The organism is Cognatundibacterium griseum, from assembly GCF_014284195.1.
Taxonomy (GTDB): Bacteria; Pseudomonadota; Gammaproteobacteria; order Burkholderiales; family Burkholderiaceae_D; genus Undibacterium; species Undibacterium griseum.
On the sequence record NZ_JACOGC010000003.1, the window covers coordinates 435,028 to 455,158 of the forward strand.

17 protein-coding genes and 1 riboswitch are annotated in these 20,131 nt (G+C 53.8%); of the genes, 4 read left to right on the plus strand and 13 right to left on the minus strand.

Annotation, left to right across the window (positions count from 1 at the left end; translation table 11 throughout):
- Positions 1-75: 75 nt before the first annotated feature.
- The 6 genes from thiE to H8K27_RS10310 form a co-directional block, all read right to left on the minus strand.
- Positions 76-693 carry a thiamine phosphate synthase gene (gene thiE / locus H8K27_RS10285; RefSeq protein ID WP_230419153.1) on the minus strand — a complete coding sequence of 206 codons (618 nt, stop codon included), beginning with the start codon at positions 691-693 and terminating at the stop codon, positions 76-78.
- A gap of 10 nt (positions 694-703) precedes the next feature.
- A complete protein-coding gene (thiD, locus tag H8K27_RS10290; protein ID WP_186863069.1) occupies positions 704-1,561 on the minus strand; it encodes a bifunctional hydroxymethylpyrimidine kinase/phosphomethylpyrimidine kinase in 858 nt (285 codons plus the stop codon).
- Positions 1,561-2,364 (minus strand): thiazole synthase, encoded by an 804-nt coding sequence (locus H8K27_RS10295; RefSeq protein ID WP_186863070.1) that lies wholly within the window; start codon positions 2,362-2,364, stop codon positions 1,561-1,563. Before H8K27_RS10295 ends, thiD begins: the two co-directional genes overlap by 1 nt.
- 85 nt (positions 2,365-2,449) lie before the next feature.
- Positions 2,450-2,650, minus strand: coding sequence for a sulfur carrier protein ThiS (thiS, locus tag H8K27_RS10300; protein WP_186863128.1), 201 nt, complete (start codon positions 2,648-2,650; stop codon positions 2,450-2,452).
- 12 nt (positions 2,651-2,662) lie between these two features.
- The gene (thiC, locus tag H8K27_RS10305; protein ID WP_186863071.1) at positions 2,663-4,576 is read right to left on the minus strand and encodes a phosphomethylpyrimidine synthase ThiC; all 1,914 of its coding nucleotides are present in this window, start codon (positions 4,574-4,576) and stop codon (positions 2,663-2,665) included.
- 82 nt (positions 4,577-4,658) lie between these two features.
- A riboswitch (TPP riboswitch) is annotated at positions 4,659-4,762 on the minus strand.
- Between the two features lie 89 nt (positions 4,763-4,851).
- On the minus strand, positions 4,852-6,945 hold the full coding sequence (locus H8K27_RS10310) for a tetratricopeptide repeat-containing diguanylate cyclase (RefSeq protein WP_186863072.1): 2,094 nt from the start codon (positions 6,943-6,945) through the stop codon (positions 4,852-4,854).
- Positions 6,946-7,182: 237 nt separating this feature from the next.
- Here H8K27_RS10310 and H8K27_RS10315 point away from each other — a divergent pair, with 237 nt between their 5' ends.
- The 4 genes from H8K27_RS10315 to H8K27_RS10330 all read left to right on the plus strand — a co-directional run bounded on the left by H8K27_RS10315 (position 7,183) and on the right by H8K27_RS10330 (position 13,157).
- The gene (locus tag H8K27_RS10315) at positions 7,183-10,068 is read left to right on the plus strand and encodes a valine--tRNA ligase (protein WP_186863073.1); all 2,886 of its coding nucleotides are present in this window, start codon (positions 7,183-7,185) and stop codon (positions 10,066-10,068) included.
- 215 nt (positions 10,069-10,283) lie between these two features.
- Positions 10,284-10,727, plus strand: coding sequence for a DUF2147 domain-containing protein (locus tag H8K27_RS10320; protein ID WP_186863074.1), 444 nt, complete (start codon positions 10,284-10,286; stop codon positions 10,725-10,727).
- 458 nt (positions 10,728-11,185) lie between these two features.
- Positions 11,186-12,793: a methyl-accepting chemotaxis protein gene (locus H8K27_RS16680; RefSeq protein WP_186863075.1), complete on the plus strand. Its 1,608-nt coding sequence runs from the start codon at positions 11,186-11,188 to the stop codon at positions 12,791-12,793.
- Positions 12,794-12,908: 115 nt separating this feature from the next.
- Entirely contained in the window at positions 12,909-13,157 is a 249-nt protein-coding gene (locus H8K27_RS10330) for a YdcH family protein (protein WP_186863076.1), read from the plus strand.
- 250 nt (positions 13,158-13,407) lie between these two features.
- Here H8K27_RS10330 and H8K27_RS10335 read toward each other — a convergent pair whose 3' ends face one another.
- From H8K27_RS10335 to H8K27_RS10365, 7 genes are all read right to left on the minus strand, one after another.
- Complete coding sequence (locus H8K27_RS10335) at positions 13,408-14,211, minus strand: DUF3025 domain-containing protein (RefSeq protein ID WP_186863077.1); 804 nt, start codon at positions 14,209-14,211, stop codon at positions 13,408-13,410.
- A 5-nt stretch (positions 14,212-14,216) separates the two neighbouring features.
- A complete protein-coding gene (pyrC, locus tag H8K27_RS10340; protein WP_408058434.1) occupies positions 14,217-15,269 on the minus strand; it encodes a dihydroorotase in 1,053 nt (350 codons plus the stop codon).
- 243 nt (positions 15,270-15,512) lie between these two features.
- Positions 15,513-16,241, minus strand: coding sequence for an amino acid ABC transporter ATP-binding protein (locus tag H8K27_RS10345; protein ID WP_176802882.1), 729 nt, complete (start codon positions 16,239-16,241; stop codon positions 15,513-15,515).
- A 70-nt stretch (positions 16,242-16,311) separates the two neighbouring features.
- On the minus strand, positions 16,312-17,004 hold the full coding sequence (locus H8K27_RS10350) for an amino acid ABC transporter permease (protein WP_186863078.1): 693 nt from the start codon (positions 17,002-17,004) through the stop codon (positions 16,312-16,314).
- Positions 17,005-17,006: 2 nt separating this feature from the next.
- The gene (locus H8K27_RS10355; RefSeq protein ID WP_186863079.1) at positions 17,007-17,759 is read right to left on the minus strand and encodes an amino acid ABC transporter permease; all 753 of its coding nucleotides are present in this window, start codon (positions 17,757-17,759) and stop codon (positions 17,007-17,009) included.
- A 234-nt stretch (positions 17,760-17,993) separates the two neighbouring features.
- On the minus strand, positions 17,994-18,941 hold the full coding sequence (locus H8K27_RS10360) for a transporter substrate-binding domain-containing protein (protein WP_186863080.1): 948 nt from the start codon (positions 18,939-18,941) through the stop codon (positions 17,994-17,996).
- Positions 18,942-19,132: 191 nt separating this feature from the next.
- Complete coding sequence (locus tag H8K27_RS10365; protein WP_186863081.1) at positions 19,133-20,029, minus strand: amino acid ABC transporter substrate-binding protein; 897 nt, start codon at positions 20,027-20,029, stop codon at positions 19,133-19,135.
- Positions 20,030-20,131: the final 102 nt, after the last annotated feature.

Here is a 20,131-nt window from a genome sequence, read left to right on the forward strand (position 1 = left end):
TTTGCCCGCCGGTCTTTTTCCCGGTTTATTGCTACATATCAAAGTGGTTTCCGCACACCAATATTTTCCGGAGAGTTAAAACAGCATGGCAAACTGGCGCGCCGCCTGTTGCGGATCAGGTGCCTGATACACGCTGCTGATGGCAGCCACCATCTGCGCCCCTTCCTGCACCAGCGGCGCCGCGTTTGTCGCTGTCATACCGCCGATCACCACTTTCGGCAAATGAATCTGCGCGGCAGCTTCCGACAGCAGTGTGACCGGCGTCGTCACCGGATAACGCTTGACCCGGGAAGGATAAAACCCGCCGAATGCAACATAGCTGGCACCATCTGTCTGCGCCGCCAGCGCCAGCTCCAGGTCGCCATAACAGGATGCCCCGACGATCTTATCCGGCCCCAGCATGCGCCGCGCCTGCGCCACCCCGGCATCGGTCGCCCCGACATGCACACCGTCGGCGTCAAGCTCCTGACACAGTGCCAGATGATCGTTAATCACAAAGGGACAGGCATATTGCCGGCACAGCTGCTGCAAAGCGACAGCCTGTTCGCGCTGTAAAGCAGCCGGTGCCGTTTTATGCCGGTACTGCAGCAGCCGGACGCCACCCTGCAGCGCCTGCTCCGTCACCTGCAATAACTGCGCCGTATCGTCCCAATCCGGTGTTACCAGATACAGGCCTGTCAAACTGGAAGTCATAGATATCCTTTCATGTGCCACGCATGTTAAGCATGGCTGTATCGTCCGCAGAGCATGCCGGAGCCGGGCTCCGTTGCGGAATCTGCTGTCCCGCGGCAATGCGATAAGCCTGCGCCAGACACGACTGTGTGTATTGCTGCGCCAGAGTCAGGGCTTGCTCCATGCTTTGCCCGCATGCCAGCTGGCCCGCGATCGCCGCCGCCAGCGTGCAGCCACTGCCGTGAAATTCACCGTACAAACGCGGCCACTGCCATGTCTGCGGCATTTCCCAGTGCCGATGCCGGTACCAGTGGTTGATAACGTCCTGCTCAGTGCCATGCCCGCCTTTCAGCAGAATATCCGCCGATACCTGCTGCATCAGCCCTTCGATCTGCGCCGTCCTGTCTGCCGCAGACGGCGACAGGCGCTGCAGTTCCGGCAAATTTGGTGTCAGCAGTGTCGCCACTTTCAGCAGCGGCTGTATCGCAGCAACAGCATCATCCAGCGACAGACTGTCACCCTTGCCGCTGCCCAGCACGGTGTCCACCACCACGGGTAAATCCGGCTGCTGCAATTTCATTTTCTGGATCAGGCTCGCCAGCGCCATCGCATTCTTGGTATGTGCCACGATGCCCACCTTGACCGCACTCACCGGGATTTTTGCGATCAGCGTCATCGCCTGCTGCAAAATAATTTGCGCATCCACCGCATGCACCGCATACGCATGGTCGTTGTCCTGCACGGTCAATGCAGTGATGACCGGCAGAGCATGCGCACCCTGTGCAGCAATCGCTTCGATGTCTGCCTGAATACCGGCACCACCGCTGGGGTCATGCCCGGCAAACACCAGCACGCAAGGGCGCTGCAAAACAGCCTTAGCCGTGGCCATCAGACGATGCGCCCCGCCATCGGTGAGGATGGCGACGCAGCAAACTTGCGCGGCATGCGTCCCGCCAGAAATGCCTCACGCCCTGCCTCCACCGCCAGCCCCATTGCCCGCGCCATCCGCACCGGATCTTTAGCACCGGCAATCGCGGTATTCATCAGCACGCCATCACACCCCAGCTCCATCGCAATCGCGGCATCGGACGCAGTGCCAACGCCCGCATCAACCAGCACCGGCACCCTGGCCTGTTCGATAATCAGTGACAGATTCCACGGATTCAGTATGCCCATGCCGGAACCGATTAAAGACGCCAGCGGCATCACCGCAACGCAACCGATGTCCTCCAGCATACGCGCCTGTATCGGATCGTCGCTGCAATACACCATGACGTCAAAGCCATCCTGCACCAGTGTTTTCGCGGCTTTCAGGGTTTCCGGCATATTCGGGAACAAGGTCTTTTCATCGCCCAACACTTCGAGTTTGCACAGTTTGTGACCACCTAACAATTCACGGCCGAGCTGCAAGGTGTAAACCGCATCGTCTGCGTTATAACAACCGGCAGAATTCGGCAGAATTGTGTATTTCGATGGCGGCACCGCATCCAGCAAGCTCGGCGCATTCGGGTCCTGCCCGATATTCACACGGCGTATCGCGACCGTGATAATTTCTGCGCCCGCCGCTTCGGTCGCCAGCCGGGTCTGTTCTAAATCTTTGTATTTACCGCTGCCGACCAGCAAGCGCGAACGGTAAGTTTTACCGGCGATCGTCAGGCCGCGTTCTGTTTGATTTTGTGTTTCTGTTTGCATATCCACATCCTTTTCTGTTTTCTCTGAACAACGGTGCACCAGGCTGACCATCATTAGCATGGTGCATCGCTGCATTCAGATCACATCAGCCACCGCCGATGGCGCGCACCACATCCACTTTGTCATCCGCCTGCAATGCATGATCTGCCCAGCGTGAACGCGGAATAATCTGGCGGTTCACCGCTACCGCAATCGCTTTCTCCGTCAGGTTCAGATCGGCAATCAGTTCAGCCAGCAGCTGCGCTGGCCTGAGCTGATGCGGCGTGCCGTTTAACTGGATTTCCATCATCGTCGCCACTTACTGTTTTTTATAAATTTCAGCGCCGGATTTAATGAATTCCACCGCCTTGACTTCCATGCCTATTTTCAGCGCATCGATTTCGCTGATGCCTTGGTTCGCCGCGTAATCACGGACTTCCTGCGTGATTTTCATCGAACAGAAATGCGGGCCACACATGGAGCAAAAATGCGCGACTTTGGCAGAATCTTTCGGCAAGGTTTCGTCATGGAATTCACGCGCCTTATCCGGATCGAGACCGATGTTGAACTGATCTTCCCAGCGGAATTCAAAACGCGCTTTCGACAAGGCGTTATCGCGGATTTGCGCGCCAGGATGGCCTTTCGCCAGATCGGCGGCATGGGCGGCGATTTTGTAGGTGATGATGCCGTCTTTGACGTCCACTTTATTTGGCAAACCCAGATGCTCTTTCGGTGTCACGTAACACAGCATCGCTGTGCCATACCAGCCGATTTGCGCCGCGCCAATGCCGGAAGTGATGTGGTCGTAACCCGGTGCAATATCGGTCGTCAATGGTCCCAGTGTGTAGAACGGCGCTTCGTGGCACTGTTCAAGTTGCAGGTCCATGTTTTCTTTGATCAGGTGCATAGGCACATGACCTGGGCCTTCGATCATTACCTGTACATCGTGTTTCCACGCGATCTGCGTCAGTTCGCCCAGTGTTTTCAACTCACCCAGTTGCGCTTCATCATTGGCGTCGTAAATCGAGCCAGGACGCAAACCGTCACCCAGACTGAATGACACGTCATAGGCTTTCATGATCTCGCAGATATCTTCGAAATGCTCGTACAGGAAGCTTTCTTTATGATGCGCCAGACACCATTTCGCCATGATGGAACCGCCGCGTGAAACGATGCCCGTCATGCGCTTCGCCGTCATTGGCACATATTGCAGACGCACGCCAGCATGGATGGTGAAGTAATCGACGCCCTGCTCTGCCTGCTCGATCAGCGTGTCGCGGAAAATCTCCCAGGTCAGGTCTTCAGCCTTGCCATTGACCTTCTCCAATGCCTGATAAATCGGCACAGTACCGATAGGCACCGGCGAATTGCGGATGATCCATTCGCGCGTTTCGTGGATGTGTTTGCCGGTCGACAAATCCATCACGTTATCGCCGCCCCAGCGTATGGCCCAAGTCATTTTTTCGACTTCTTCACCGATCGATGAAGTCACTGCGGAGTTGCCGATATTGGCGTTAATTTTGACCAGAAAATTCCGGCCAATGATCATCGGTTCGACTTCTGGATGATTAATATTCGCCGGGATGATGGCACGACCGCGCGCGATTTCGGACCGTACGAATTCCGGCGTGATTTCGTTCGGAATCGATGCGCCGAAAGACTGACCCGGATGCTGGCGTCCCATCAAATCTGCCAGCTTGTTGCCCATAGGGCCGGATGCTTTTAATTGTTCCAGATATGCTTTTCGTTGCAGGTTTTCGCGGATGGCGATGTATTCCATTTCCGGCGTGATGATGCCTTGCCGCGCATAGTGCATCTGCGTGACGTTTTTGCCAGCCAGCGCGCGGCGCGGTTTGCGTTTCAGATTGAAGCGCAGTTCCGCCAGTTTGGGATCATTCAGACGTTCAATGCCGTATTGCGAGCTGGGACCACTTAACTCTTCGGTATCGTTGCGTTCCGCGATCCAGGCACCGCGCACAGATGCCAGGCCTGAGCGGATATCAATTTTTACATCAGGGTCGGTGTAAGGGCCGGAAGTGTCGTAGACGTAAATCGGCGGATTTTTTTCGGAACCGAACATCGCCGGTGTATCAGACTGGCTGATTTCGCGCATCGGCACACGGATATCGGGGCGGCTGCCCTGTACATAGATTTTGCGGGAATTCGGCAGCGGCTGAATCGCGGCTTCATCGACTGTCGCGGTGGCGGACAGAAATTGTGGGTTGGCATTCATTTTGGCTCCTTTGCTCTTTGCATATTGGCAGGAGCCAGCAAAGGAGTTTGTAAAGAGGCTTGCCGTGTCGCAGGGACGGAGTGGCAGTCTTTAGCAGCTTCCCTTCGCTGGCATTATCCAGATCAGGTTCGAGGGTATTTCTCACCCGTCATCGCACCAGTGCGGACAGGACCCCTAGCATTGTTTCCCATCGCCAGACAATGACTGCTGCCGGGTGACGGGATACCGCCATTATAGCGGTTTAATTGGAAAATTCCGGAAAAACTGCACCGGCCTTAATGCGGCTCCGGTGTTTTATCAAGCGCCATCTCCAGCTTGGGCGGGCCGGAAACTTCGATCAACTCGACCATGCCATGGGCGATTGCCGCAGCCAGATCGGCTTCAAGAACAGGCAGTGCCACATCAGAGGATACCTGCAAGCGGGAAACACCGTACGCACGGTTGCGGCCATTCGCCTTGCCCAGATACAGGGCCATGTCAGCGATCTGCAGCACTTTTTCCCAGCCAAATACCGATTCCGGCACATCAGAAAATGGGAGCGAAACAAAGCCTGCCGTCATCGTGACCTGGATTTCTTTTTCGCCAGCCAGTATCGGCTCTCCGCCAACCGTCTGCAGCAAGCGCTCGACCAGGCCAGCCGTCTGGGAAGGATGCGATTTCGGCGAAAACACCAGAAATTCCTCGCCGCCCCAGCGCAGCACCATGTCAGTATCCCGCACCGCTTTGCGCAGGCGGTGCGCCACTTCCATCAGCACCGCATCACCGGCAGCATGTCCCAGCCCGTCATTAATCTGTTTGAAGTGGTCGATATCGAGCAGAATCAGGCAGTCTGGACTGTTTTCCTGCACATCGCGCCGTTCGGCTTCTGCCTGCGCCAAGCGCATTTTCATCATGTCCAGGAAAGAGCGGCGGTTGTACAGGCCAGTCAGCGGATCGCGCACCGCATGGAATTCCAGCTGAGTATTGGCTTCGCGCAATTGCTGGTTAATCCGTTTGACGCGCCGGTAAAGCAGGAACAGGAACAGGCCGACCAGCACAGTCACAATCGCACCCAGTATCGTGACAATCTGCTGCAGGCGGTGATTGCGGATGTCGGCATCCTTCAGGTCGTTTTCCTTTGCCAGCAATTCAATCTGTTTTTGGCGTTGCTCGGCGTGGAATTGTTCCTGCAATACAGCAACGGCCTTGGCACGATCCGAGCGGAATAGTTCATGGCTGAGTTTCTGCTGGTGGCGTACGGTTTGCAAGGCTTCTTTGTACAAACCAGCGCGTTCATACATCGCAGCCTGCTCACCCAGCACGGATTCGGCATCGGTTTTCTGGTCAGAATCCAGAAAATATTGCACCACCTCATTAATCAGCTCAACGCCCTGGGCAATTTTCCCCTGGCCTGCCAGCGCAAACCCCAGGTTCACGCGGGCAATGGCGATTGACTGTTTATCCTTCAGCGCTTCAGCCTTCTGCAACCCCTGTCTGGCATAATTTTCTGCCTGCCGGTACTGGTTCATAATCAGGTAATGATCGCTGATATTGATCAGACTGGTCACGGCCATCGTGGGCAATCCCGCTTCCCCCGACAGTTTCAGAGCGCGTTTATAGGCTTCAACTGCTTCCTGATTTCTCTGCATTGCCGACAGGGCAATGCCCTGGCTGATGCTCAGCGAAGCCTGGGTTTTCGGTGAATGCGACAAGGGTGACAAGGAAAAGGCTTCATCAATCGTTGCCAGCGCCTTTTCCGGGTCTTTCATATTGGTGTACAGCTTGGCAATGGCATCGAGCTTGTATAAACGGCTTTCGACTTTGCGCGTAGTCAGCTCATCGGTCAGCCGCAATGCTTCGAGATAATGCTGCAGTGAAGCTTCAAAATTGCCGGTAATGTAATAGACCGATCCCAGCGCGCTCTCCAGGCGGGTGCGGACTTCGGCGCTGGCATTGCTGTGCAGTGCAGTCCGGATCTGCAGCAGATTTTTCAGCGCATCGTCAGGTTTGCCATCATCGATCAGTGCATAGCATTCCATGATGCGGGCAATTGCCACCCCATCCAGATCATGCTCGGATTCCGCCAGTTTTTTTAATTCTGCAATGCTGTCGATTGCAGACTGTATCCGTCCTGCATCGTAATACAGACTGACCATCGCCTTGAGTGTCTCCAGACGCACTTTGGGCGCAGTGGCGGCAGTCTGTTTTTGTTTCAGCGACTCCAGCCGTTTCAAGGCTTCCGTATTATCACTGTCGGACAGTTTGCGAATGTTGAAAACCTGCTCAAGATCCGCCTTTTCGTCTGCTTGCGCAGGAAATGCCGATAGCAACAGCCCGAACACGCCGCAAACATACAAAGATGTCAGAGTCAACGTCCTGAGGTTCGTCATCGATATCAATATGCAACGAAAAGTAAGTAAATGTGAGTTTCCATCGTAACACTTTATCGCCACAGAAAAGTATTTTTGACGTAAAAGTCGAAATTTCTGAAAAGCAAGTAGCAAAACTTCCACAGCGCGCTTCTGCTAAGTACGGACAAAAGCCGGGAGAAATCCAGTGTTAGCATCATATCCGGTAGCGCCGTCATTTATAATCAAAGGTTTAGCACACTCAACTTTCAGACAATCATGGAATTAGCGAAGTCTTTTGAACCGGCAGAAATCGAACAACAATGGCGCTCCGAGTGGGAGCAGCGCGGGTATTTCGCGGCCAGCATGGACGATGGCAAACCTTCCTTCTCGATCCAGTTGCCGCCGCCAAATGTGACCGGCACGCTGCACATGGGTCATGCATTTAACCAGACCATCATGGACGGCCTGACGCGCTACTATCGTATGCGCGGTCACAACACCGCCTGGATACCCGGCACAGATCACGCCGGTATCGCGACACAAATCGTGGTGGAGCGCCAGCTTGATGTGCAGAAGATTTCGCGCCATGATCTCGGCCGTGAAAAATTCCTCGAAAAAGTCTGGGAATGGAAAGAAAAATCAGGCTCCACGATCACCGGCCAGATGCGCCGTATGGGTGCGTCTGCCGATTGGGACCGCGAATATTTCACGATGGATGCCGAACGCTCCAAGTCAGTCACCGAAGTATTCGTGCGTCTGGTCGAACAAGGTCTGATCTATCGTGGCAAACGTCTGGTGAACTGGGACCCGGTGCTCGGCACGGCGGTCTCCGATCTGGAAGTGGTGTCGGAAGAAGAAGACGGCTCGATGTGGTATATCCGCTATCCATTGGCGGACAATTCGAGCTATCAATTTCCGATCGCATTTGATGAAGCGGGCAATGCGACCAAATGGGAAGATCGCAATTTCTTAGTCGTCGCCACAACCCGTCCAGAAACCTTGCTAGGCGACGTTGCCGTAGCTATTGATCCGACGGACGAACGCTATCTCCATCTGGTCGGTAAAATGCTGAAACTGCCGCTGACCGACCGTGAAATTCCAGTAATTGCCGACAGCTATGTCGATAAAGAATTCGGCACCGGTTGCGTGAAGATCACGCCAGCACATGACTTCAACGATTACGCCGTTGGCCAGCGCCACAACCTCGACAAAATCAGCATCCTGACACTGGATGCAAAGATCAATGAAAACGCGCCGGCAGTGTATCAGGGCATGGACCGTTTTGTCGCACGCAAACAAATCGTGGCCGATCTGGATGCGCAAGGTTTGCTCGAATCCGTTAAACCACACAAATTAATGGTGCCACGCGGCGACCGTACAAATGTGGTGATTGAACCGATGCTGACCGATCAGTGGTTCATGGCGATGAGCAAACCTGCACCAGAAGGCACGCATTTCCCGGGCAAATCGATTGCTGAAGTCGCGCTCGAAAAAGTCGCTAATGGCGAAATCAAATTCGTGCCTGAAAACTGGACCAATACTTATAACCAATGGCTCAATAACATTCAGGATTGGTGTATCTCGCGTCAGTTGTGGTGGGGTCATCAGATTCCGGCATGGTATGGTGACAGTGGCGAAGTATTCGTGGCACGTAATGAAGCAGATGCCAAAGTTAAGGCAGTGGCAGCCGGCTATACCGGCGCACTGAAGCGCGATGACGACGTGCTCGATACCTGGTTCTCTTCTGCGCTGGTACCGTTCTCAACCATGGGCTGGCCGGAGGAAACACCGGACATCAAGCACTTCCTGCCTTCGTCGGTGCTGGTGACCGGCTTCGACATCATTTTCTTCTGGGTGGCACGCATGGTCATGATGACCACGCACTTCACCGGCAAGGTACCGTTCAATACCGTGTATGTGCATGGTCTGGTGCGCGATTCCAGCGGTCAGAAAATGTCCAAATCGAAAGGCAATACACTGGATCCGATTGACCTGATCGACGGCATCAGCGCTGACGATCTGGTGGCCAAACGCACGGTTGGCCTGATGAATCCTAAACAGGCAACGGCGATTGAAAAAGCCACCCGCAAGGAATTTGCCGATGGCATCCCGGCGTATGGCACCGATGCCTTGCGCTTCACGATGGCGAGCTATGCGTCACTCGGCCGTAACATCAACTTCGATCTGGGTCGCTGCGAAGGTTATCGTAATTTCTGCAACAAGCTGTGGAACGCAACCCGTTTCGTGCTGATGAATACGGAAGGTAAGGATTGCGGTTTCGGTACAGATGTGACCGATGCTGATCTCGATTATTCGCAAGCCGATAAATGGATTATCTCGACGCTGCAACGCGCGGAAGCAGAAATCGAAAAAGGCTTTACCGACTACCGTTTCGATAACATCGCTTCCGCCATTTACAAATTCGTCTGGGATGAATATTGCGACTGGTACCTCGAAGTCGCGAAAGTCCAGGTACAGCAAGGCACGGAAGCACAACAGCGCGCCACCCGCCGCACCTTGCTGCGCGTACTGGAAGCGACACTGCGCCTGGCGCATCCGGTGATTCCTTTCGTCACCGAAGCGCTGTGGCAAACCGTTGCGCCGCTGGCTGGCAAGACCCTGAATCCTGCAGGCGATTCGATCATGGTGCAACCATATCCGCTCGCCGTCGCAGCGAATATCAACGAAGCTGCAGAAGCCTGGATGCATGCACTCAAAGCAATGACCGATGCTTGCCGCAATCTGCGCGGTGAAATGCAATTATCGCCGGCACTGCGCGTGCCTCTGCTGTTGCAGGCAGCGAATGCAGAAGACAAGGCGCGCCTGCAATCCTTTGCACCGTATCTGCAGGCACTGGCAAAACTCTCGGAAGTGCAGGTACTGGATGCCTTGCCTGAATCACCGGCGCCGGTCTCCATCGTTGGTGAATCAAAACTGATGCTGAAAGTCGAGATCGACGTTGCTGCCGAACGTGAACGTCTGAGCAAGGAAATCACGCGTCTGGAAACAGAAATCGGTAAAGCAGAAGCCAAGCTCGGCAATGAAAGTTTTGTCGCACGCGCCCCGGCTGCGGTGGTCGCCCAAGAGAAAGAAAGAATGGCGAATTTCTCCGCCACACTGGCCAAACTGCGCGAACAATTCGCCAAATTGCCCGCCGCGTAAAGCCAGTGCATGAAAATCGCCCCGGTACGGATCGTGGTGCCGGGGCGCTTCTGAATATGGTCAATTCATCAGCATTAATGTTAAAGTAATTGCTCTAAAATTAATGTGCGTCATGCCAACTGCGGCACGTACAATCTTTGACGGCAAAAAATGCTTTTCATGCCGGTACCGCAGGGAAAACGGTCCGGATAAAATAAATTAACATTGGTGAGACCATGAAAAAATCCCGGCTTTTTGCATTACTCCTGTCCTTTTCATTATCGTCCTTCGCGCATGCGGATGAGTCCCCGGTCGGGCTCTGGAAAAATATCGACGATAAATCCGGTAAACCGAAAGCGCTGATCCGCATCACGGAAACCGGCGGTGAATATCAGGGGAGAATTGAAAAACTTTTTCTTGAGCCCGAGGCCGATAAAAACCCGAAGTGCGACAAGTGCGAAGGCGTGAATAAAGACCAGCCTATCGTCGGCATGACGATTCTGTTTGGTCTGAAAAAAGATGGCGATGAATACAATGGCGGTAAAATCCTCGATCCGGGCAATGGCAAGCTGTACAGCAGTAAACTGACCCTGATCGACAACAATAAAAAACTCAATGTTCGCGGCTATATCGGCACGCCGTTTCTGGGACGCAGCCAGATCTGGTTGCGCGAACAATAAGCCGGCCGGCAACAACGTTTCCGCCACCCCGCAAAGGAAGCCATGCGCTTCCTTTTTTATTGCCGCTGACCTGTACTGCCAGACAATCCGGGCTGGCGCAAAACACTGGCCGTGATTAAACAATCTCCCGGATTGATTGAAAAGTGAAAAATTATATCAATGCTGAAATCGGTTTAATAAAATTATCTATCCCTTTTTACTGAAAACCAGAACAAATAACAGTGGTATTTTTGAGAAAAATGATTCCACAGACAAATTTCTGCACTAAGATTAAACACCCCAGCCCGATGCGGTCATCAGAATCCGTCACGGCTATTCTGGCAGATATGATTTTAGGACTGACTCAAGATTGTCCTGGCTAGGCGGAGCGCCACAGGCAGCGTATCCGGTACGATAAGGTACGACCACGGTGCCGGTACGGTTTTGCGTGCCCTGTATTTTAAGAAAAGAGACTGACCATGAACTACCTGACCGATCTCAAGATTCGCACCCGCCTGATGCTGGGCTTTGGCCTCGTATTGCTGTTTGCAACAGTCTTATTGATTCTCGGCTTATATAAAATGAGCCAGCTGCAAGGTTCGACCGATTATATTTTTCAGAATAAGGTCGCCAGTCTGGACGCCGCCACCGAGATGCGCGAACAGGGCCGCGCGTTGGCACTGGTGTTGAGAAAAATGAGCTCTCCGCGTGATCTGGCTGAAGCCGAGCTGGAATCAAAACATTTGGCGACCACGCTGGCAATGTATGACAAGTCTGAAACGCTGGCAAAAAAACTCATCGATGATGCGGCGGGGCAGAAAACGCTGAAGCAGGCGCTGGATCAGAAAACGGCCATCTTGACGATCTCTAAAAAAATCCGTGATTTTGTCGCCGAAGGCAATTATTTCGACGCCTCCGCCATGCTGCAAACGGAATTTGTCGCACCGCATGAAAAATGGATGAATGAATTATCCGAACTGGCAAAGCAGCAGCATGAAGCGATGCAGATTACTTACGATGCGTCCAACAGCAATTACAAAAAATCCCTGACCAGCATGCTGATCATCGGTTTGCTGACATTGGCACTGGGTGGTGTCGCTGCCTTCCTGATTGCCCGCAGCATTATCGGTCCGATTAAGAACGCAGCCGAATTTGCCGACCGTATCGCCAACAGCGACCTCAGCACCAGCATGGATGCGGAGGGGCGGGATGAACTGGCAGATTTGTTGCGCTCGCTGTTGCAGATGCAAAATAATCTGCTGGCAACCGTGACCCAGATCAAGCAGGGAACTGAAACCATTACCGTCGCTTCCCAGGAAATTGCGCATGGCAATGCTGACCTGTCGAGCCGTACTGAATCACAGGCCGGTTCGCTGGAAGAAACTGCCAGCTCGATGGAAGAGCTGACCAGCACCGTCAAGCAAAACGCCGATAATGCGCGCCAGGCGAATCAGCTGGTGGTGTCTGCCACGCAGGTTGCGGTGCGGGGCGGCAATGTAGTGAAAGAAGTCGTTGCCACCATGGGGTCGATTAAAGACAGCTCCAAGAAAATTGTCGACATCATCAGTGTGATCGACGGTATTGCCTTCCAGACCAATATTCTGGCGCTGAATGCTGCAGTGGAAGCCGCGCGCGCCGGGGAACAGGGACGCGGCTTTGCCGTGGTCGCCTCCGAAGTCCGCAATCTGGCGCAACGCAGCGCCACGGCGGCCAAAGAGATCAAGCTGCTGATCGACGACTCGGTCAGCAAGGTCGATCAGGGCGGCGTGCTGGTCGACAATGCGGGTAAAACCATGGATGAGATCGTCAAAAGCGTGCAGCATGTGGCGGACATCATGAGCGAGATCACGGCCGCCAGCATGGAGCAGAGTTCCGGTATTGAGCAGGTGAATCTGGCAATTACCCAGATGGATGAAATGACCCAGCAAAATGCGGCGCTGGTGGAGCAGGCCGCTGCTGCCGCAGAAAGCATGGAAGAGCAGGCGCTGGCCTTAACGCAGGCCGTCAGTATCTTCACGCTGCCCGCAACACACCGCAGTACGCTGCATCCGGCAAGCCAGCAAACCTTGCGACTGAACGGACAGTAAACGGTCTCAGGATGGGTTGGAGATGGCGGAATAATTGATTTATATCACGTTATCAATGGATGAAACGAATACCATCAGTACAGGCAGACGTTTTCAATTTTTAACTGGAGCAGACATGCAAGTAGATCATCATCCTTTAGCACTGGAATTTCCTGAATTCAAAGACAAAATCCATGCCCTGAAATTGCAGGATGCCCACTTCGCCAAATTATTCGGTGAATATGACGAAGCGGACAAGGCGATCAACCGCGCAGAAAATGGCGTGGAACATCTGGCCGATACCGCGTTGGAAAATCTCAAAAAACTGCGCATCAACCTCAAGGATCAGTTATTCCAGCTGCTGCAAAATACAGCACAGGCTTAATGTCCATGTCATAACATGACTGGCTGCGGGGCGGCTCACTGCCCCGCCCTGCCAGCGATACCACTCAATCCTGCATCAGCAGATTTTCTGCTTCAGATTCTCTTTCGCATCCCACACAAAGTCCGGCTGGACAAACACTGTCGTCAAAGCATTGGATGGCTTGAACAGGTCACGCGGCTGACGATGGCGGCGCTTTCTGCGCGATATGTCAGAGAACGGACGCAGACTGAGGGCATGGAAGCCGGGCGTGTCAGATAGCGCTGCGGCACGGGCGGAATACCTGCTGATCGGCATAAAATGCGCTGTCCTGCTGCGGCCACCAGCCGGGAATACCCAGCACGGGCAAAGGCGAGTAAGCGGCGGTCGTCAGCGGTGTTTGCTGCAATTGCAGGCTGACGGCGTGGTCGATATAGGTTTGCTTTTCTGTCGCTGTCAGTGCTGCATACGCAGCAGGAACCCGTAGCAGCCAGGTGTGTGCCGTGATGGCTTTGTAGGGCTGTACCAGCTTCTCCATCAGCGCATGACCAAAGCTCCACACTTCGGCCATTTGCGCAAACTGCTCCCGCTGTATTAAAAATGCCTGCTGCCAGGCATGGGACTGCAAAGCCTGCACCAGCGCATCGCCTGCTGCGCTATCCTGCACGACCAGCACGGCGGCATTTTCATCGAAAATCGTGGCGGCATCGCGTGCCGGGCCGCGTGATTTGCCGATGCCAAGCGCCGCGATCTGCGCCGACTGCAATGCATTGAGCTGGCGCTTAATCCGGGGGAAAGTCAGCCAGACCAGCGCATTAAAAAAATCATGCAGATTTTCCCGTGTCGGCACCTCGCCACTGATGCTGATATGCGCCTCGTAGGCGACACCTTCGGGCAAGGCTTCCTGCGCAATGAAACGCAGCGGCAGTCCGCGGTGATTGTGCAGCGCCAGCATGGCCGCCTGCCGGTTCAGCGCGTCGCGCCAGGAATCTGCCACCAGCAAAGGCGCTGCCGCAGCCCGCACCGGTTCAAACCAGGGCTGCGTCCAGCTGATGTGATCGAAAAACCGCACCGTCATGCTGCTCAGGCTGCCTGCATTTTCCAGTGCAGGGTTTCACCACCATTTAATGGCACGATGGTGGTGTCGGCAAACGGCAACTCTGCCGGCAAGGTCCAGGCTTCGCGCTTGAGCGTGATCGTGCCGGTGTTACGTGGCAGACGATAAAAATCCGGGCCGTTGAAGCTGGCAAACGCTTCCAGCTTATCCAGTGCCTGCGCCTGATCGAAGGCTTCGGCATACAGTTCCATCGCATGCAGCGCGGTGTAGCAACCGGCGCAGCCGCAGGCGTGTTCTTTCAGCCCTTTCGGATGCGGCGCAGAATCGGTGCCGAGGAAGAACCGGGGGCTGCCGGAAGTGGCTGCCTTTAACAGCGCCTGACGGTGTGTTTCCCGCTTCAGGACGGGCAGGCAATAGTAATGCGGACGAATACCGCCTTTGAAAATCTCATTGCGGTTATACAGCAGATGATGCGCGGTGATGGTCGCCGCCACCGGACCGGATGCTTCGGCCACATACGCAGCGGCTTCGCTGGTGGTGATGTGTTCAAACACGACGCGCAGTTCCGGCATATCTTTGCGCAGCGGCTGCATCACACGCTCGATGAAGACGGCTTCGCGGTCAAACAGGTCAATCGCACCATCCGTCACTTCCCCATGCACCAGAAACGGCAGCCCGACTTCCTGCATGACTTCAAGCGTCTTGTAGCATTTTTTCAGATCGGTCACGCCGGCATCGGAATTCGTGGTCGCCCCTGCCGGATACAGTTTGACGGCGTGCACAAAACCACTGTCTTTGGCGCGGCGGATTTCATCCGGCGGCGTATTGTCGGTCAGGTACAGCGTCATCAGTGGTTCAAACTGCATGCCTGCCGGCAAAGCAGCGAGAATGCGCTGGCGGTAAGCGGCGGCCTGCCCGGTTGTCGTCACGGGCGGCTTCAGGTTAGGCATCACGATCGCACGGGCAAACTGCGCCGCAGTATGCGGCAGAACGCTGGACAAAGCAGCGCCATCACGCAGATGCAGGTGCCAGTCATCGGGACGGGTGATGGTCAGGGAAGAAATCGGGGACATGCGCATAATCACTTTCAGGGTCAAATACCGGATAGGCGACATTTTACCTTTGCCCGTACCGTGCTGAAACAATAAAAATATACTCCCCCTGAGTATATTTAACTCCCTTTTATTTTATATGGACATCAAGGCAGATTTTTAAAATATTCATGGGAGTATCTGATGCGCAGCAAAATAATCCGGCACAAAGCAAAACTGCCCGCCGGTGAAAACCTGGCAGGCAGTTTGCAGTCTGATGTCAGATCAGGATTAATGCGTGATGATCTTGGCGAGGAAATCCCGTGCCCGGTCTGAACGGGCATTGGTGAAGAACTCATCCTTGGCGCAGTCTTCCACAATCAAGCCCTTGTCCATGAACACGATGCGGTTGGCGACTTTTTTGGCGAATCCCATTTCGTGCGTGACCACCATCATGGTCATGCCTTCCTGCGCCAGCCCGACCATGACATCGAGCACCTCGTTAATCATTTCCGGGTCAAGCGCAGACGTCGGCTCGTCGAACAACATCGCAATCGGGTCCATCGACAAGGCGCGGGCGATGGCGACACGCTGTTGCTGACCGCCGGAAAGTTGTCCGGGGAATTTGTCTTTATGCGCCAGCAGACCAACGCGGTCCAGATATTTCAGACCGCGCTCGGCCGCCTCTTCTTCGGAACGGCCCAGCACCTTGACCTGGCCCAAAGTCAGATTCTGGCGAATCGACAAATGCGGAAACAGCTCAAAGTTCTGGAACACCATGCCGATGCGGGCGCGCAGCTTGGACAGATTGGTTTTCGGATCACCGACAGACACCCCCTCCACGGTGATCTCGCCTTTCTGGAACGGCTCCAGACCATTGACGGTTTTAATCAGGGTGGACTTACCCGAACCCGACGGGCCGCACACCACGACCACTTCACCTTTGGCGACTTCGGTGGTGCAATCGGTCAGCACCTGAAACTGACCATACCATTTACTGACATTATTAATTTTGATCATATGAATCTCCCAAATCCTGTAGCAAATATCAGCGCAGCCGGCGCATCCGTGGCGCCGGTCCCGCGCCTGTTTAGCGGATAATCGCGACTTTCTGCTGCAATTTTTTCACCAGGCTGGACAAGCCGAAGCACATGATGAAATAAACAATCGCGACAAATGAATACATCTCGACCAGACGGCCATCGCGCTGCGCCACTTTGGATGCCGCGCCGACAAAATCGGTGATCGACAAGACATAAACCAGCGAAACGTCCTGGAACAAAACAATTGTCTGCGTCAGCAGCACCGGCAGCATGTTGCGGAATGCCTGCGGTAAGACGATATAACCCATGGTCTGCCAGTAATTCATCCCGATCGCATAACCGGCCCAGATCTGTCCGCGCGGAATCGACTGAATACCCGAACGCATGATCTCGCAGTAATACGCCGCCTCAAACATGATGAACGTAATCAGCGACGACGACAGTGCGCCAATCTGCATCGGCTCGCTTGCGCCAGTCAGCCAGGCACCGATATAAGGCACCAGAAAATAAAACCAGAAAATCACCATCACCAGCGGAATCGAACGCATGATATTCACATACGTCGTCGCCACCAGAGAAACCAGCTTGTTGCTGGACAAGCGCATCATCGCCAGCAGTGTACCGAGAACCGTGCCGCCGATCATCGACAGGAAAGTCAGCTTCAGCGTGAAGGTCATGCCTGTGGTGAACAGGTAAACCCAGGAACGCTGGATCACATCAAAATCGAAATTCGAAAACATGATTATTGCCCCCCTGTCTTGGCAGAGCCAGAAGTGATGAAACCAGGAACCGCCAGGAATTTTTCCAGCAGATTCGCTAGCACAATCGCGATCACCGAGACAGCCAGATAAATCAGTGTCGCTGCGGTGAAGGCTTCAAATACCTGAAAGGAAAATTCCTGCATAGAGCGCGCGCTGGCGGTCAGCTCCATCAGGCCAATGGTCAGTGCCACCGAACTGTTCTTGATAATCGCCGCCACCTCGTTGGTCAGTGACGGAATAATGATACGGAACGCCATCGGCAGCAGCACATAGCGGTACGTCTGCGGCAGCGTCAGTCCCAGCGCGGTTCCTGCCATGCGCTGACCGCGCGGCAAAGCATTAATGCCTGTCGACACCTGCACGGCAACGCGCGCCGAAGTAAAGAAACCGAGGCTTAGCACGGCGGTGATAAACGGTGCGTTTGGCAATGCCTTGAGCCAGTTTCCCATGTCCGTCGGCACCAGTTCCGGCATCACGAAATACCACAGAAACATTTGTACCAGCAGCGGAATGTTGCGGAACAGTTCCACATAGCCGTTGGCAAATTTAACTGCCCATTTATTTGGTGTGGTGCGGATGGTGCCGATCACGGCGCCCAGTACCAGCGCGATGATCCACGCCAGCGCCGCTGTTGCCAGCGTCCACCACATACCGGCAATCAGAGAATCCATGTAGGTGCCTGCGCCATCCGGTGCAGTCTCCCAGAAAATATTCCAATTCCAGTTGTAATTCATCTTACTTCCCCTCAAACAAAGTGGATCATCTTGGTTATGCGGAACGCTCACCGGTTGCCGGGATGATGCCCGGTGTGGCTGTTTCGGGATTTATCAGAAAGACAGTGGGAAACCCGATTCCGGTTATGCCGGAAAGGTTATGCCAGTCATCAGCCTTTTTACCGTTCCAAATTAAAACGGGAGGCGAGTATCACCCCCCGTTGATGATTTCACTACAATCTCAACAAACTACGTTTACTTTTTCTTTTTCAGAACCGCTTTCTGCGCTTCCGGAACAACGGCATAAACAGCCGGATCACCGGAGTCAGTTGGCTTGGCCATCACCGCCTTGAGCTGCTCGGAAGCAGGCCAGTTCAGCGAAATACCTTTTGGCGGAATTGGCTGCATGAACCACTTGTGGTAAATGCGGTTGATGTCGCCGGAAGTCAGCACATTGCCAATCGCGGTATCCACCACCTTTTTGAATGCAGTATCGTCTTTGCGCAGCATGATGCCGTATGGCTCGACCGACAGGGCTTCCTTGCTGATCTCATATTCGCCAGGATTTTTGGAGTTCGCAGCCAGCGATGCCAACAGGATATCGTCCATCACGAACGCCACTGCGCGGCCGGTTTCGACCATCAGGAATGCTTCTGCATGATCTTTGGCAGGCAGAATGTTCATGCCCAGATTCTGGTCTGCATTCAGTGTGGTCAGCTGCTTCAGATTGGCTGTACCGGAAGTGGACACGACAGACTTGCCCTTGAGGTCAGCCAGCGATTTGATGTTGGATGATTTTTTTGCCAGGATACGGTTGGCAGTCACGAAAGTGGTCGGCGCAAAGGCAACCTGCTTCTGACGTTCTGCGTTATTCGTCGTGGAACCGCACTCCAGATCGATCGTGCCGTTTGCCATCAGGGGAATACGGGTCGCCGAAGTCACCGGATTGAGCTTCACATTCAGGCTGCTCATGCCCAGCTGACGCTGTACTGCGCTGACGATTTTCATGCACAGATCAATCGAGTAACCCTGATAGGATTGTTTATCGTCCAGATAAGAGAAGGGAATGGACGAATCGCGCACCCCCAGAGTGATCGTACCGGTTTCCTTGATTTTTTTGAGTGTGCCGGTTTCCTGCGCCTGCGCTGCGCCTGCGATCAGACCTGCACTCATCATCAATGCCAGAACTTTTAATAATTTCATACTATCTCCTCAAGTTAATCCAAAAAAGATCACACTGCGGAGTGTATCAAAACCCTCAGAGCACTGATCTTTATTTTTCACTTCAGTAATACGTACAAATACGTAAAACGTCGTCTATTTGCAGCAACCGCTTATTTTTTACTCTTTTCTACCGTTTACCTGCAGCCAGGCTCAGGACTTCAAACTTTACTTCAGTCGGCCACTTTATCCGTCGGGAAACGGAGATTATCCCGCAACAAAAATCCCATCGGCATATTCAGGTTCGCGCCTTTGGGCGGAATCGGTTTTCTGAACCATTTGTCATACAGCCGGGTGATTTCACCGTCATTCATCAGGCGTGCCATTTCGCGGTCCAGCAACTCCTTGAAAGCGGGGTCGTCCTTGCGCAGCATGATCGCATAAGGCTCAGTCGATAAAGGGTCGCCGACGATTGCGTATTTTTCAGGATCTTTGGCGTTGGCCTTAAAGCCGTACAGCAATACGTCATCCATAGGGAAAGCGTCGGCCTGGAATTTTTCAATCATGCCAAACGACTCGGCATGGTCGTTGCCCTCCAGCAGCCGCAGATTCAGATTGCGTGCTTTGTCGCGGTCCGCCAGTAATTTGACGGTCGTGGTGCTTTTGGTGGTGACGACTTTTTTATCTCTGAGATCGAGCCAGTTCCTGATGCCGGAATCAGTGCGCACAATCATGCGGGTCGTGGCAAAAAAATGCGGAATGGTGAAGCTGACTTGCTTGCGGCGCTCGGCATTATTGGTGGTGGAGCCGCATTCCATGTCGGCCTTGCCTTCCACAATCGCAGGAATACGGTTACTGGTGGTCACCAGCAGGTAATTCACTTTGAGCTGAGGCAGCTTGAGTTCTTTTTTGATCGCATCGACCAGTTTCAGACAGATATCGACGGAGTAACCGAGCGGCGTTTTCGACTCGGTCAGATAAGAGAAGGGAACGGATGCCTCACGGTGTGCAATCGTGATGGTCTGGGTTTCCCGGATATGACTCAGGGTGTCGGCGGCGCATGAAAGCGGAATGCTCAGGGCGCAGACGCCAAGCAAACCGGTCTTCAACCATCGATTGACTACTTTCATACAACCTCCTTTTGACAAGGACGGGATAGTAATAAAAAACAGCACTTGAGTCCAAATGAAAAAACGATCTCTTACAAAATTTTATTTGGTTTTAGCCGGACA

Coding starts and splice junctions, on each gene's coding strand:
- thiE (WP_230419153.1), bottom strand. CDS start 693: ATGACTTCCAGTTTGACAGGCCTGTATCTGGTAACACCGGATTGGGAC.
- thiD (WP_186863069.1), bottom strand. CDS start 1,561: ATGGCCACGGCTAAGGCTGTTTTGCAGCGCCCTTGCGTGCTGGTGTTT.
- H8K27_RS10295 (WP_186863070.1), bottom strand. CDS start 2,364: ATGCAAACAGAAACACAAAATCAAACAGAACGCGGCCTGACGATCGCC.
- thiS (WP_186863128.1), bottom strand. CDS start 2,650: ATGGAAATCCAGTTAAACGGCACGCCGCATCAGCTCAGGCCAGCGCAG.
- thiC (WP_186863071.1), bottom strand. CDS start 4,576: ATGAATGCCAACCCACAATTTCTGTCCGCCACCGCGACAGTCGATGAA.
- H8K27_RS10310 (WP_186863072.1), bottom strand. CDS start 6,945: ATGACGAACCTCAGGACGTTGACTCTGACATCTTTGTATGTTTGCGGC.
- H8K27_RS10315 (WP_186863073.1), top strand. CDS start 7,183: ATGGAATTAGCGAAGTCTTTTGAACCGGCAGAAATCGAACAACAATGG.
- H8K27_RS10320 (WP_186863074.1), top strand. CDS start 10,284: ATGAAAAAATCCCGGCTTTTTGCATTACTCCTGTCCTTTTCATTATCG.
- H8K27_RS16680 (WP_186863075.1), top strand. CDS start 11,186: ATGAACTACCTGACCGATCTCAAGATTCGCACCCGCCTGATGCTGGGC.
- H8K27_RS10330 (WP_186863076.1), top strand. CDS start 12,909: ATGCAAGTAGATCATCATCCTTTAGCACTGGAATTTCCTGAATTCAAA.
- H8K27_RS10335 (WP_186863077.1), bottom strand. CDS start 14,211: ATGACGGTGCGGTTTTTCGATCACATCAGCTGGACGCAGCCCTGGTTT.
- pyrC (WP_408058434.1), bottom strand. CDS start 15,269: ATGCGCATGTCCCCGATTTCTTCCCTGACCATCACCCGTCCCGATGAC.
- H8K27_RS10345 (WP_176802882.1), bottom strand. CDS start 16,241: ATGATCAAAATTAATAATGTCAGTAAATGGTATGGTCAGTTTCAGGTG.
- H8K27_RS10350 (WP_186863078.1), bottom strand. CDS start 17,004: ATGTTTTCGAATTTCGATTTTGATGTGATCCAGCGTTCCTGGGTTTAC.
- H8K27_RS10355 (WP_186863079.1), bottom strand. CDS start 17,759: ATGAATTACAACTGGAATTGGAATATTTTCTGGGAGACTGCACCGGAT.
- H8K27_RS10360 (WP_186863080.1), bottom strand. CDS start 18,941: ATGAAATTATTAAAAGTTCTGGCATTGATGATGAGTGCAGGTCTGATC.
- H8K27_RS10365 (WP_186863081.1), bottom strand. CDS start 20,029: ATGAAAGTAGTCAATCGATGGTTGAAGACCGGTTTGCTTGGCGTCTGC.